This window comes from Phaeacidiphilus oryzae TH49 (assembly GCF_000744815.1).
GTDB lineage: Bacteria > Actinomycetota > Actinomycetes > Streptomycetales > Streptomycetaceae > Phaeacidiphilus > Phaeacidiphilus oryzae.
Window position 1 is genome coordinate 6844758 of the sequence record NZ_JQMQ01000005.1, and the last position, 13338, is coordinate 6858095.

7 protein-coding genes and 2 rRNA genes are annotated in these 13338 nt (G+C 68.9%); 4 read left to right on the forward strand and 5 right to left on the reverse strand.

Going from position 1 to position 13338, the window contains the following annotated elements; genetic code table 11:
• Positions 1 to 49 precede the first annotated feature (49 nt).
• Both BS73_RS34100 and BS73_RS34105 read right to left on the reverse strand, forming a co-directional pair.
• A complete protein-coding gene (locus BS73_RS34100; protein WP_084704571.1) occupies positions 50 to 1558 on the reverse strand; it encodes a peptide MFS transporter in 1509 nt (502 codons plus the stop codon).
• 259 nt (positions 1559 to 1817) lie between these two features.
• Positions 1818 to 2591, reverse strand: a complete 774-nt coding sequence (locus BS73_RS34105) for an SDR family NAD(P)-dependent oxidoreductase (RefSeq protein ID WP_037582474.1) — start codon at positions 2589 to 2591, stop codon at positions 1818 to 1820.
• 70 nt (positions 2592 to 2661) lie between these two features.
• Between BS73_RS34105 and BS73_RS34110 the strand changes: the two genes are divergently transcribed.
• Together BS73_RS34110 and BS73_RS34115 are read left to right on the forward strand one after the other, a co-directional pair.
• Entirely contained in the window at positions 2662 to 3219 is a 558-nt protein-coding gene (locus BS73_RS34110) for a TetR/AcrR family transcriptional regulator (RefSeq protein ID WP_037578186.1), read from the forward strand.
• Positions 3220 to 3426: 207 nt separating this feature from the next.
• Entirely contained in the window at positions 3427 to 5574 is a 2148-nt protein-coding gene (locus tag BS73_RS34115) for an acetoacetate--CoA ligase (RefSeq protein WP_037578187.1), read from the forward strand.
• Positions 5575 to 5650: 76 nt separating this feature from the next.
• Here BS73_RS34115 and BS73_RS36920 read toward each other — a convergent pair whose 3' ends face one another.
• The 3 genes from BS73_RS36920 to BS73_RS34130 form a co-directional block, all read right to left on the reverse strand.
• Positions 5651 to 7003, reverse strand: coding sequence for a ricin-type beta-trefoil lectin domain protein (locus BS73_RS36920; protein WP_084704572.1), 1353 nt, complete (start codon positions 7001 to 7003; stop codon positions 5651 to 5653).
• Between the two features lie 174 nt (positions 7004 to 7177).
• Positions 7178 to 8848, reverse strand: a complete 1671-nt coding sequence (gene ptsP, locus BS73_RS34125) for a phosphoenolpyruvate--protein phosphotransferase (protein WP_037578188.1) — start codon at positions 8846 to 8848, stop codon at positions 7178 to 7180.
• A gap of 77 nt (positions 8849 to 8925) precedes the next feature.
• A complete protein-coding gene (locus BS73_RS34130) occupies positions 8926 to 9375 on the reverse strand; it encodes a PTS sugar transporter subunit IIA (protein ID WP_037578189.1) in 450 nt (149 codons plus the stop codon).
• 517 nt (positions 9376 to 9892) lie between these two features.
• Here BS73_RS34130 and BS73_RS34135 point away from each other — a divergent pair.
• A 16S ribosomal RNA gene (locus BS73_RS34135) occupies positions 9893 to 11408 on the forward strand.
• A gap of 294 nt (positions 11409 to 11702) precedes the next feature.
• A 23S ribosomal RNA gene (locus BS73_RS34140) occupies positions 11703 to 13338 on the forward strand; the annotation flags it as partial.

The following is a 13338-nucleotide window of genomic DNA, read 5'->3' on the forward strand; positions in this document are numbered from 1 at the left end:
CCTCGACCTCTCGACCTCTCCGACCTCTCGACCTCTCGACCTCTCGAACTCAGCGGACCGGGGCCATCGTGCGCCGCAGCCACGGCGCGCAGGCCATCACGACGAGTCCGACGACCACCGCGAACCCGCCGTTCAGCGCGAAGTACAGCGGGTCGGAGATGTTCCCGTACAACTTGACCACCTGCGCCTGCGCGCCGTTGGCCAGCGCCAGCGACAGGAACCACAGCGCCATCGTCTGGCTGGAGAACGCGGCCGGCGCCAGCTTGGTGGTGGTCGCCAGGCCGGTGGTCTCCAGGATCACGTCTCCGAGGCCGAGGAGGACGAAGGAGACCAGCAGCCACCAGGCCGCCATCTGCCAGTCCCCGGTGCGCCCCTGGGTGGCGAGCGCCATCACCAGATAGCCCAGGCCGCCGATGACGGTGCCCATGGCGATCTTGTTGGAGGCGTGCGGCTGCCGGCTGCCGAGCTTCACCCACACCCCGGCGACCACCGGCGCCAGCAGCACCTCGGCCGCGCCCATCACCGAGTTGTACCAGGTGGAGGGGAAGGACCAGCCGAGGACCGAGGTGTTCGCATGGTCCGCGGCCAGCAGCGCGAGCACCGTGTACGACTGGAAGAGCACCAGGTTGAAGACCACCGAGGCGATCCACAGCACCAGGTACGGCCGCAGCCGCCCGCGTTCCTCCCCGGCCACCTGCGGACTGCGGAACATCCAGACGAAGTAGACGACCGGAAGCACCACCGACACCGCCGTCAGCACGTCGACGCCGACCGACAGGGTCAGCACCCCGGCCAGGGCGAGCCCCACGCCCAGCCCGACCACGGCCACCGCGCAGACCGCGATCAGCCGCAGGTTGCGGCGCATCACCTCGGGCGGCAGCGGCGACTCCGGCCCCTCCCGCCGCCCGGCCAGATGCCGGCGACCGGCGACGTACTGGACGATGCCGAAGGTCATCCCGACCGCCGCGGCCGAGAACCCCCAGTGCCACCCGTAGCCCTGGCCCAGCCAGCCGGCGATCAGCGGCCCGGCGAAGGCGCCGATGTTGATGCCCATGTAGTACAGCGCGAAGCCGGCGTCCCGCCGCTCGTCGTCGGTGGTGTAGAGCTTGCCGACCATCGTCGAGACGTTGGGCTTGAGCAGCCCGGTGCCGATGATGATCAGCGCGAGGCCGATCCAGATGCTGCCGTGCGTGGGAACCGCCATCGCGTAGTGCCCGCAGGCGATGCACACCCCGCCCCACAGCACCGACCGGTACGACCCGAGTACCCGGTCGGCGATCCAGCCGCCGCCCACCGAGACCAGGTAGACGGCGGTGCTGTAGCCGGCCGCCACGGAGGCCGCGCTGCCGGAGGACATGCCGAACCCGCCGTGCACGGTCGAGGCGAAGAACAGCGCGAGGATGGCCTGCATCCCCAGGAACGAGAACCGCTCCCACAGTTCGAGTCCGAACAGCGGCAGCAGCCCGCGCGGCTGACCGAAGAAGCCGCTGTCCCGCTGGGCGGCGAGGTCCCGCGCGGACTCCTCCGGGGTGGGGGCGCTTGCGGTGGTGCCTGACAAGTACTCGGCCTTCCGTCGGGCGGTCGGGACGGGGGTCGTTCTCCCCGGGGTCGCTCTCCCCGGGGGTCGACCTCCTCGGGGCCGGCCTCCCTGAGGTCGCTCTCCCCGCGGTCGATCTTCCGAGTGACGACCCTATGTCCCGGCCCGTGGCCTTTCCTGGCAGGCGGCGTGAACGGGTCTTCGCAAGCGCCCCGCCGGCACCCCGTCCGACCCCCGGAGAGCCGTCGGATGACGCCTCCGCCGGGGCCGGTCACGGCTGCTAGGAGGCGGCGTTCACCGTGCCGAGCCGCGCCCCGCCGTCGACCGGGAGGACGACTCCGGTCGTGTAGGTGTTCTCCACCACGAAGGCGATGGCGTGCGCCACCTCGTCCGCCCTCCCGGCCCGGCCCAGCGGCGTGGTCGAGGCGGTCGCCGCCGCCGCGCCCTCGGGGGCCCACTCCCACCAGTCGGTCTCGATGACCCCGGGGGCGATCGCGTTCACCCGGCGCGGCGCCAGCTCCGCGGCGAGCACCCGGGCGGCCGTCTCCACCGCGGCGTTCGCCGGCGCCAGCACCACCAGGCCGGGGGAGCTCAGCTGCGAGCTCACCGCGCCGACCAGGGTCACCGACCCGGTGGGGGAGAGGGTCCCCAGCGCCTCACGGACCGTCAGGAGGTGCGGCAGCAGCTTCCCCTCGGAGTGCCGCCGCACCTCGTCCGCCGTCATCCGGTCGAACGGGGTGACCCCGCCCCGCGCGGTCACCGTCACCACCAGGTGGTCGAACGGCCCGACCTCGGCGAAGAAGCCGCGCAGCGACTCCTCGTCCCGCGCGTCCACCACGAGCCCGGTCACCGCCCCCTCGGCGTCCGCACCCTCGGCGCCCGCCCCCCGCGATTCCCGCAGCTGCTTCACTGCGGCCGCCAGTCGCTCCTGGTTCCGCCCCGCGACCACCACCTGGTGGCCGCGGGTCAGCAGCAGTTCCGCGGTGGCCAGGCCGATCCCGGTGGTCCCCCCGACGATCACTGTCCGGACCACTGCCTGCTGACCTTCGGTCATCTCCACTCCCCATTCCGAGACACTGTGCCTCGATACTATTCCGAGACACAGTGTCTTGTAAACTGTCCGCATGATCGGACGACCCCGCGACGACGCGGCCCGCACCCGGATCCTGGACGCGGCCATCGAGCTCTCGACCCGGGACGGCTATCCGGCCGTCACCATCAAGGGCATCGCCGAAGCCGCCGGGGTCGGCCGGCAGACCGTCTACCGCTGGTGGAACAGCCGGGGAGCGGTCCTCGCCGAGGCCCTCGCCGAGTTCGGCGGCGGCATGGTCGACCCGGCGATGACCGACGACCCCGAGGCCGACCTGCGGACCTTCCTGGACGCCACCTTCACCCTGGCCGGCAGGCCCCCCGTGGCCGACGTCCTCCTCGGCGTCACTGCCGACTCCGTCGCCTGCGCCGAACTCCGCGCCACCCTCCGGGAGTTCATCGCCGTCCGACGCAACGCCCTGCGCACCAGGCTGAGCCGCCTCGGCCCCTGGAAGGTGCCGCTGGACACCGCCGTCGACCTGGTCTACGGCAGCATGTGGTACCGCCTGATCTCCGCCCACGCCCCGGTCACCCGCCAGCTCACCGACGAGCTGATGCCGGTCCTGGACGCCCTCCGCGCCACCCCGGGCTGACCAGGCGGAAGGGCCGGACCGGCGCCCACCGGCCATGTCGGCCGTCCCCACAGCTCCGTCCGGCGCCATGTGGCGGTCCGACACACCCGCGGCCACCCCTGGCGCGGAGCCGATTCCCCTGGCAGATTCCTCCCGACGCCACGCGGAACCCGATCGGACGACGGGCTCCGCGCCGACCGCCCGCACCACACTCAAAGGGGAGGACCCGTGGGCACCGCACCCCACCCCGACCAGCAGACCGAGCCCCCCGGCGACGCCCCCCTCTGGCGACCGTCCCCGAGCCGCGCCGCCGCCACCCGGATGGCCGCCTTCCAGCGCTTCGCCGCCGAGCACCACGGCGCCCCGGCCGAGCCGCTCGTCCCGGCCCCCGAGGAGGCCGGCGCAGCGGGCGACGCCACCGCCGCCGCCCGCTACGCCGCCCTCCACGCCTGGTCGGTCGAGGATCTGGAACGCTTCTGGCGGGCCGTCACCGAATGGACCGGCGTCCGGTTCAGCACCCCCGCCGAGAACGGCCGGGTCCTGGAGCTTCCCGCCGCCCCCGAGCCGGCGATGCCCGGCGCCCGCTGGTTCCCCGGCTCCCGCCTGAACTACGCCGAGCACGCCCTGCGAGCCTCCGAGGACCCGGCCCGCGCCGGCGACCCGGCGATCATCCACTTCGACGAGCCCGCACTGGCCGCGGGCGACGCCCCCGCCTCGACCCTCACCTGGCGGGAACTCCGGTCCGCCGTGGCCGCCGTGGCCGCCGAGCTCCGGCGCCTCGACGTCCGCCCGGGCGACCGGGTGGCCGGCTACCTGCCCAACATCCCGCAGGCCGCCGTCGCCCTGCTGGCCGCGGCCTCGGTCGGCGCCGTCTGGACCTCCTGCGCCCCCGACTTCGGCGCCCGCAGCGTCCTCGACCGCTTCCAGCAGGTCGAGCCGGTGGTCCTGTTCGCCGTCGACGGCTACCACTACAACGGCAAGCGCCACGACCGCACCGGCACGGTGGCCGAGCTCCGCCGCGAACTCCCCACCCTGCGCGCCCTGGTGCACATCCCGCTGCTGGGCAGCGACCTCCCCGACGACCCGATCGCCGTCCCCTGGCCGCAGCCGGAGGCGCGCCCATCGGGAGAGACGCCGGAACCCTCCCTCGACTTCGAGCAGGTCCCCTTCGACCACCCGCTCTGGATCCTGTACTCCTCCGGCACCACCGGCCTGCCCAAGCCCATCGTCCAGGGCCACGGCGGCATCGTCCTGGAGCACCTCAAGCAGGCCGACCTCCATGTCGACCTCGGCCCGGGCGATCGCTTCTTCTGGTACACCTCGACCGGCTGGATGATGTGGAACTTCCTCCTCGCCGGCCTCCTCGCCGGAGCCGCGATCGTCACCTACGACGGCAGCCCCGGCCACCCCGACGTCTCCGCCCAGTGGCGGGTCGCCGCGGCCGCCGGCGTCACCGTCTTCGGCACCTCGGCGGCGTACGTGATGTCCTGCCGCAAGGCCGGCCTCGACTTCCACTCCACGGGCGGGGACGGCGACCTCGACCTCTCCCGGCTCAAGGCGATCGGCACCACCGGCTCCCCGCTCCCGCCGGACGGCTTCGCCTGGATCTACCAGCACGTCAAGCAGGACGTCTGGCTCGCCTCGGTCAGCGGCGGCACCGACCTCTGCTCCTGCCTGGTCGGGGGAGTGCCGACGCTCCCCGTGTACCTCGGCGAGATCCAGGCCCCCGCCCTCGGCGTCGACGTCCAGGCCTGGGACCCGGCCGGGAAGCCGCTCACCGACGAGGTCGGCGAGCTCGTGGTCACCCAGCCCGTGCCCTCCATGCCGCTCTACTTCTGGAACGATCCGGAGGGCACCCGCTACCGCGACAGCTACTTCGACGTCTACCCGGGCGTCTGGCGGCACGGCGACTGGATCACCGTCACCCCCCGCAACACCGTGGTCATCCACGGCCGTTCCGACTCCACCCTCAACCGCCAGGGCGTCCGGATGGGCTCCGCCGACATCTACGAGGTCGTCGAACGCCTCCCGGAGATCCGGGAATCCCTCGTCATCGGCCTCGAGGAGCCGGACGGCGGCTACTGGATGCCGCTCTTCGTCGTCCTCGCCCCCGGCGCCGCACTCGACGACGAACTGCGCGCCCGCATCCGCACCGCCCTGCGCGAGCAGCTCTCCCCCCGGCACGTCCCGGACGAGGTCATCGCCGTCCCCGCGGTCCCGCACACCCTCACCGGAAAGCGGATCGAGGTCCCGGTGAAGCGCCTTCTCTCCGGCACCCCGATCGAGAAGGCGGTCAACCCCGGGTCCCTCGACGACCCGGCCGCCCTCCGCCCCTTCCAGCGGCTGGCCGCCGAACGGGCCGAGCAGCGCGACTGAGCCGCCCGGACGAGGCGAACGTGCGGGCCGGGGGAACCGGCCATCGGCCCCCGGCCCGCACGGCTGCCGGTGTCGACTAGGGCAGCTTCCAGACCTGGTTGGCGGTGTCCGCGCAGTCCCAGATCTGCACCTGCGTCCCGGAGCCGCCGTAACCCGTGTCGTCCAGGCACTTGTTGGACTGCGGGTTGTAGAGCTCGCCGTTGGACTGCGGTATCCAGACCTGTGCGGCCGTGTTGTTGCAGTCGTACAGGTCCACCTGGGTGCCGTCGGCCGTCCCGCCGCCGTTGATGTCCAGGCACTTGCCGAGGACGTGGAGGGTGCTGCCCGCCTCGACCACGGTCCACTGCTGTGCCGCCGAACCGTTGCAGGTGTAGACCTGAACGGGGTTGTAGTTCGCTGTGCTGGCACTCCGGTCGTCCAGGCAGAGCCCGTTGTAGCCGACGATCTGCCCGGTGCCGCTGGTGCCGCCGCCTCCGCCTCCTCCGCCGCCGGAGGTCGAACCGTTGGTGGTGTAGGCCGCGACGTACCCCACGCTCATCGTCCCGCCCGAACTCGTCGCCGAGGTCGGTGTGGTGCAGCCGCAGACTCCGTTGGGGAAGCCGCCGCCCATGGCGAGGTCGAAGATGATGGAGAGGTTGTGGTCGAAGGCCTGCTGCCAGGTGCTGGTGCCGACCTGGCTCTCGTTGACGGTGAAGTACTGGGCGCCGTCGAGGTAGAAGGTGATGGACTCGGCGGCGGTGTTGGTGCGGTCGAGGATCATGGAGTAGGTGTGGTACCCGGTCTGGCAGCCGGAGCAGGCCCGCAGGCCGCTGCCGATGCCGTTGCTCTCGTTGCAGGGTCCGCCGGGGTCGGTGCCGCAGTGGATGGTGCCGGCGACCTCGGAGAGGGCGTTGACGTCCTCCATGATGTCGATCTCGCCGTTCTCGGGCCACTGGCCCGGTCCCAGCATCCAGAAGGCGGGCCAGTAGCCGAGGCCGCTGCTCGGGTTGGGCTGCTGGATGGAGGCGGTGACCTCGAGCTTGCCGCCGGCGGGGGCGCCGACGTTGGCCGAGGTGGTCTGGATGCGGCCGGAGGTCCAGTTGCTGCCGCTGCCCAGGGCGGTGATGTCCAGGTGCCCCGAGCCGTCCAGGTGCACGTTGGACGTCGAGTTGGTCATGGTCTCGATCTCGCCGGTGCCGAAGTTGGAGCCGGGACCGGTGTCGTACATCCAGTTCGAGGAGTTCGGCTGGCTGCCGGACGCCCCGGAGAAGTCGTCGCTGAACACTGTGGACCACCCGGAGGGCGGTGCCGGCACGGTCACCGCGTGCGCTGCGCTCGGCAGTGCGACGGGCAGCGCCGCCGCCACGGCGACGGCCAGCGCGACGCCGACGCCGCGCAGCCGCCGGGACACTGTGCGAAGGGGTCTCAACCGATGGGACAGAAGTTTCATCTGCCGCTCCCAGAAACCGAGTTGTGCTTTTGTCGTGCTGGGACGGCCGGATTCAACTCCTGTAGTCATGGCAGTGTCAATGGTTCAGACCAATAAACCTTCTGAAACCAACGAAAGGCGCCGGGCCCGCGACCGGACCCGGCGCCTCGGAGGTCCCGACGAGGACCCCGATCGCTACTCCCCGCTCAGCACCTGCCGCGCCGCCTCCCGCGCCTCCTCGGGCGAGTCGGCCGCCCGAGCCGCCGCGGCGGCCCGCTGGCACTGCGCCAGCGTGTGCTTGGCCAGCGTCGCCCGCACATACGGCAGCGCCGCCGCGCCCATCGACAGGCTGGTCACCCCGAGCCCGGTCAGCACGCAGGCCAGCTCCGGATCCGAGGCCGCCTCCCCGCAGACCCCGCAGCTCTTCCCGGTCGCCCTGGCGGCCTCCGCGGCCGCGGCCACCAGGTCCAGCAGGGCCGGCTGCCACGGGTCCTGAAGCCGCGCCAGCGCCCCCACCTGCCGGTCGGCCGCGAAGGTGTACTGGGCGAGGTCGTTGGTACCCAGGGACAGGAACTCCACCTCGCCCAGGATCGCCCGGGCCCGCAGCGCCGCCGACGGGATCTCCACCATGACGCCGTACTTGGCGTCCAGACCGGCCTCTCGGCAGGCCTGCGCGAAAGCCGCGGCGTCCGCCCGGTCCGCCACCATCGGCGCCATCACCTCAAGGTGCACCGGCAGCCCCCGGGCCGCCTCGGCCAGCGCCCGCAGCTGGGTGAGGAGCACCTCGCGGTGGTCGAGGAGGGTGCGCAGCCCGCGCACCCCGAGAGCGGGGTTCGGCTCGTCCGCCGGCGTCAGGAAGTCCAGCGGCTTGTCCGCCCCGGCATCCAGCACCCGCACCACGACCCGGGCCCCGGGGAACGCCTCCAGCACCTTCCGATAGGCCTCGACCTGCTTGGCCTGCGACGGCGCCTGCTTGGAGTCGTCCAGGAACAGGAACTCGGTGCGGAACAGCCCCACGCCCTCCGCCCCGTTCTCCACCGCGGCCGGCACGTCCGCAGGACCGCCGACGTTCGCCAGCAGCGGGACCGCGTGCCCGTCCGCCGTCCGCCCCGGCCCGGTGGCCGCCGCCAACGCGGCCTTCCGCTCCGCCGCCGCGGCCCGCAGCGCGGCCTGCCGCTCCTCGGTCGGCGCTACCACCACCTCCCCGCTGCTCCCGTCCACGGCCGCGACCGTCCCCTCGGCCACCTCCACCGCCCCGCGCAGCGCCACCACGGCCGGCACGCCCATCGCCCGCGCCAGGATCGCGCTGTGGCTGGTCGGCCCGCCCTCCTCGGTGACGAACCCGAGCACCAGCGCCGGGTCGAGCAGCGCCGTGTCCGCCGGCGCGAGATCCTGCGCGACCAGCACGTACGGTTCGTCGCTGTCCGGCACCCCCGGCATCGGCACGCCCATCAGCCGGGCCACGATCCGGTTCCGCACATCGTCCAGATCCGCCACCCGACCGGCCAGGTAGTCCCCGGCCTGGGCGAGAAGCGCACGGTAGGAGGCGAAGGCGTCGTAGACCGCCCGCGCGGCGCTGCTGCCCACGGCGATCCGCCGGTCCACGTCGGCCTGCAACTCCGGGTCCTGCGCCATCAGCGCCTGGGCCTCAAGGACCGCCTGCGCCTCCCCGCCGGCCAGGTTGCCGCGGGCCTGCAGATCGGCGGCCACCGCCTCGACCGCCCGCCGCGCCTTCGCCTGTTCGCGCTCAGCCTCGTGCGCCGCGATCTGCTCCGCCGGGGGCTCCAGCACGGCGGTGCCCATGTGCCGCACCGGCCCGATCGCGATGCCGTGACTGACGCCCACCCCGCGCAGGGTCTGTTCCATGACGAGCTGTCTCCGTCTCTGCCTACTGGGCTTGCTGCCTGCGTCCGCGTTCTCGGTCAATGCCGCTGCTTCCCGCGCTACTTCCAGCCGAAGAGGAGGTCACCGGCCTGCACGGTGCCCTCCTCCTTGAGGCCGGACAACGCCTCGGCGGTGGCCTCGAGCGCAACCACCGGGCAGACCGGTGACTTGCCCTTCGCCTCCACGTCCGCGGGGTTCCAGCGCACCACCGGCTGCCCGAGGGCGACGGTGTCGCCCTTCTGCGCCAGCAACTCGAAGCCCTCACCGTTGAGCTGCACGGTATCGATGCCCAGATGGGTCAGTACTCCATGCCCCTCGGCGTCCACCACCACATAGGCGTGCGGGTGCATCGAGATGATCGTCCCCGCCACCGGCGCCACGGCCTCCTGTGCGACGCGCTCGGGATCGATCGCGGTGCCAGGCCCGACCATCGCCCCGGCGAAGACGGGGTCCGGAACCCCGCCGAGCCCGACGACGGTGCCGGCGAGCGGCGCTGACACATCGGTCATGGTCCAGCCTCCTAGCGGTGACCGCGCGGAGCAGCGCCCCGCATCCAGTCGAAACACAATAATTCATGGCAAGTCGGACATAGTCGAACGAGGACTCCGACCGCGCGCGATGACGCGCAAGTGGTCTAGTCCACTTGCCTCGGGCGCTGACTCTACGTCATCGCCCACTCGTTCGGCCGCACCCCGATTTGCCTGCGCCGCCGCTGCCCCCGTAAAGTCTGCGTCGTCCCGCCGCGAGAGCGACGGGAAACACCGCAGACGTAAAACCCGCCGAAAGGCCGGGAAAAATCATCTGATACGGTGAACCCCGAACGAAGCGCCCGGAGAGGCCGACGACCCCGACATTGGGGATGGCGGTTCGAAGGAAGCGTCCGTTCCTTGAGAACTCAACAGCGTGCCAAAAGTCAACGCCAGACTATAAAACACCCCGTCTGTCTCGGTCTCCGAGGCGGCGAGGTTCCTTTGAAGAATCACAGCGAGGATTCACATCCTCTGCGTGATGCTCTTTTTTAAAGCATTCACGGAGAGTTTGATCCTGGCTCAGGACGAACGCTGGCGGCGTGCTTAACACATGCAAGTCGAACGGTGAAGCCCTTCGGGGTGGATCAGTGGCGAACGGGTGAGTAACACGTGGGCAATCTGCCCTGGATTCTGGGATAACACCGGGAAACCGGTGCTAATACCGGATATGACCCTCCTCCGCATGGTGGGGGGTGGAAAGCTCCGGCGATCCAGGATGAGCCCGCGGCCTATCAGCTTGTTGGTGGGGTGATGGCCTACCAAGGCGACGACGGGTAGCCGGCCTGAGAGGGCGACCGGCCACACTGGGACTGAGACACGGCCCAGACTCCTACGGGAGGCAGCAGTGGGGAATATTGCACAATGGGCGCAAGCCTGATGCAGCGACGCCGCGTGGGGGATGACGGCCTTCGGGTTGTAAACCTCTTTCAGCAGGGAAGAAGCGCAAGTGACGGTACCTGCAGAAGAAGCACCGGCTAACTACGTGCCAGCAGCCGCGGTAATACGTAGGGTGCGAGCGTTGTCCGGAATTATTGGGCGTAAAGAGCTCGTAGGCGGCCTGTCGCGTCGGATGTGAAAGCCCGGGGCTTAACCCCGGGTCTGCATTCGATACGGGCAGGCTGGAGTGTGGTAGGGGAGATCGGAATTCCTGGTGTAGCGGTGAAATGCGCAGATATCAGGAGGAACACCGGTGGCGAAGGCGGATCTCTGGGCCATTACTGACGCTGAGGAGCGAAAGCGTGGGGAGCGAACAGGATTAGATACCCTGGTAGTCCACGCCGTAAACGTTGGGAACTAGGTGTTGGCGACATTCCACGTCGTCGGTGCCGCAGCTAACGCATTAAGTTCCCCGCCTGGGGAGTACGGCCGCAAGGCTAAAACTCAAAGGAATTGACGGGGGCCCGCACAAGCGGCGGAGCATGTGGCTTAATTCGACGCAACGCGAAGAACCTTACCAAGGCTTGACATACACCGGAAACGTCCAGAGATGGGCGCCCCCTTGTGGTCGGTGTACAGGTGGTGCATGGTTGTCGTCAGCTCGTGTCGTGAGATGTTGGGTTAAGTCCCGCAACGAGCGCAACCCTTGTCCTGTGTTGCCAGCGGGTTATGCCGGGGACTCACGGGAGACTGCCGGGGTCAACTCGGAGGAAGGTGGGGACGACGTCAAATCATCATGCCCCTTATGTCTTGGGCTGCACACGTGCTACAATGGCCGGCACAATGAGCTGCGATACCGCAAGGTGGAGCGAATCTCAAAAAACCGGCCTCAGTTCGGATTGGGGTCTGCAACTCGACCCCATGAAGTCGGAGTCGCTAGTAATCGCAGATCAGCATGCTGCGGTGAATACGTTCCCGGGCCTTGTACACACCGCCCGTCACGTCACGAAAGTCGGTAACACCCGAAGCCGGTGGCCCAACCCTTGTGGGGGGAGCCGTCGAAGGTGGGACCAGCGATTGGGACGAAGTCGTAACAAGGTAGCCGTACCGGAAGGTGCGGCTGGATCACCTCCTTTCTAAGGAGCATCTTGGCCGCTACGGCGGTCCAGAGCCACGACGCCGGCGAATGTCCGGCGGTGGTCAGCTCATGGGTGGAACGTTGACTATTCAGTGCCTCAGGGATGGGGACCTCGCTAGTACTGCTCTTCGGGGCGTGGAACGTGACGGGTCTCCGGTCTGGGGTGCTGGGCGCGCTGTTGGGTCCTGAGGGCACGGCCGTTGGCCGCTCGTTCTCAGTGCCGACCTCATGCTTGGACTAGGTGGGTGGTTGGTTGTTGCTTGAGAACTGCACAGTGGACGCGAGCATCTGTGGCCAAGTATTTAAGGGCGCACGGTGGATGCCTTGGCACCAGGAACCGATGAAGGACGTGGGAGGCCGCGATAGGCCCCGGGGAGCTGTCAACCGAGCTTTGATCCGGGGGTGTCCGAATGGGGAAACCCGGCGATCGTCATGGGTCGTCACCCGCTGCTGAACGCATAGGCAGTGTGGAGGGAACGCGGGGAAGTGAAACATCTCAGTACCCGCAGGAAGAGAAAACAACCGTGATTCCGGGAGTAGTGGCGAGCGAAACCGGATGAGGCTAAACCGTTTGTGTGTGAGACCCGGCAGGGGTTGCGCAGGCGGGGTTGTGGGAGCGAGCTTCAGTCTTCTGCCGGAGGCTGGGTGAGTCAGAAATCGTTGGTGTAGGCGAAGGGCATGTGAAAGGCCCGGCGTAGAGGGTAAGACCCCCGTAGCTGAAACGTCAGCGACTTGCTTGCTTGTTTCCCAAGTAGCACCGGGCTCGAGGAATCTGGTGTGAATCTGGCGGGACCACCCGCTAAGCCTAAATATTCCCTGGTGACCGATAGCGGATAGTACCGTGAGGGAATGGTGAAAAGTACCGCGGGAGCGGAGTGAAATAGTACCTGAAACCGTGTGCCTACAAGCCGTGGGAGCGTCGGGGTGTGCTTGCACATCCTCGTGACTGCGTGCCTTTTGAAGAATGAGCCTGCGAGTTTGCGGTGTGTTGCGAGGTTAACCCGGGTGGGGTAGCCGTAGCGAAAGCGAGTCCGAAGAGGGCGCCGGAGTAGCACGCTCAAGACCCGAAGCGGAGTGATCTAGCCATGGGCAGGGTGAAGCGCGGGTAAGACCGTGTGGAGGCCCGAACCCACCAGGGTTGAAAACCTGGGGGATGACCTGTGGTTAGGGGTGAAAGGCCAATCAAACTCCGTGATAGCTGGTTCTCCCCGAAATGCATTTAGGTGCAGCGTCGTGTGTTTCTTGCCGGAGGTAGAGCACTGGATAGGCGATGGGCCTGACCGGGTTACTGACCTTAGCCAAACTCCGAATGCCGGTAAGTGAAGCGCGGCAGTGAGACTGTGGGGGATAAGCTCCATGGTCGAGAGGGAAACAGCCCAGAGCATCGACTAAGGCCCCTAAGCGTGTGCTAAGTGGGAAAGGATGTGGAGTCGCAGAGACAACCAGGAGGTTGGCTTAGAAGCAGCCACCCTTGAAAGAGTGCGTAATAGCTCACTGGTCAAGTGATTCCGCGCCGACAATGTAGCGGGGCTCAAGCGCACCGCCGAAGTCGTGTCGTTCCAGCATGAGGGCCAACGCCCGCTGGGATGGGTAGGGGAGCGTCGTGTGCCGGGTGAAGCCTCCGCGGAAGCGAGGGGTGGACGGTTCACGAGTGAGAATGCAGCATGAGTAGCGATTCAGGAGTGGGAAACTCCTGCGCCGATTGACCAAGGGTTCCTGGGTCAAGCTGATCTGCCCAGGGTAAGTCGGGACCTAAGGCGAGGCCGACAGGCGTAGTCGATGGACAACCGGTTGATATTCCGGTACCCGTGGCAGTGCGCCAGCGCTGAACCAGGTGATGCTAAGCCCGTGAAGCCGCCCGGAGGTCTTCGGAAAGGGGAGTGGTGGAGCCGCGGACCAAGCTTGTAGTAGGTGAGCGATGGGGTGAC

Coding starts and splice junctions, on each gene's coding strand:
- BS73_RS34105 (WP_037582474.1), bottom strand. CDS start 2,591: ATGACCGAAGGTCAGCAGGCAGTGGTCCGGACAGTGATCGTCGGGGGG.
- BS73_RS34130 (WP_037578189.1), bottom strand. CDS start 9,375: ATGACCGATGTGTCAGCGCCGCTCGCCGGCACCGTCGTCGGGCTCGGC.
- BS73_RS34110 (WP_037578186.1), top strand. CDS start 2,662: ATGATCGGACGACCCCGCGACGACGCGGCCCGCACCCGGATCCTGGAC.
- BS73_RS36920 (WP_084704572.1), bottom strand. CDS start 7,003: ATGAAACTTCTGTCCCATCGGTTGAGACCCCTTCGCACAGTGTCCCGG.
- ptsP (WP_037578188.1), bottom strand. CDS start 8,848: ATGGAACAGACCCTGCGCGGGGTGGGCGTCAGTCACGGCATCGCGATC.